Here is a 707-nt window from a genome sequence, read left to right on the forward strand (position 1 = left end):
TTAAAGCATTCGAAAAAGGGGTTTGGACCAACTGTCTGAGCAATGGTTCCAACATCGATCCCTCTACTAACGGGACGGCAGTGGTAACTAGTTACGATTGCTCTCCCCCTGGAGCTGCTGTAGGTACGCTCGCGGCAAGTCAAGCGGTAAGCGGGGTCACGCAGACCATTAAAGCTAATGTTACCCAATTAGGGACCTACTCCTTAAATGCTTTTGCCAACGGGGTGGTGTTTTCTGCCTCAGGTACATTTACCGTCTTGGGGGATCAGTCTGTAGTACTAACCGCAATTGGTACCCCTGTAAACGCAGGAAGCAATATTTTTACACTCAATACCGCACCCGGCTGTAATTTTGCCAGGGTGACTCTTAATAATCCAAGTTCTGGAGGTACTGCTGTGCTAAGCAACTATATTTGTGCGGGTAGTGCTGCTGGAACACCGGTAGTAGGTACGGCTGTATCGGGGGTAACCCAAGATATTTCCTTTACGGTAAACACCCTAGGTTCCTACAACATTACTGCTACGGCAAACGGAATCGTGTTTACCGGTACCGGTACTTTTACGGGTAGTGTTGGTCCAAGAACTATTACATTAACCGCTGCAGGAACGCCAACTACGCCGGGCGCCAATCCATTTACGTTAAGTACAACGCCTAGTTGTACCTTCATCAGAAATGTTAACTCGCCTACTTCGGGCGGAACAGCAGTG

1 pseudogene is annotated in these 707 nt (G+C 48.7%); it reads left to right on the forward strand.

From position 1 onward, the window contains the following. A pseudogene (locus FLB_RS14425) lies at positions 1 to 707 on the forward strand (hypothetical protein); the annotation flags it as partial.

Source organism: Flavobacterium succinicans (genome assembly GCF_001662485.1).
Taxonomy (GTDB): domain Bacteria; phylum Bacteroidota; class Bacteroidia; order Flavobacteriales; family Flavobacteriaceae; genus Flavobacterium; species Flavobacterium succinicans_A.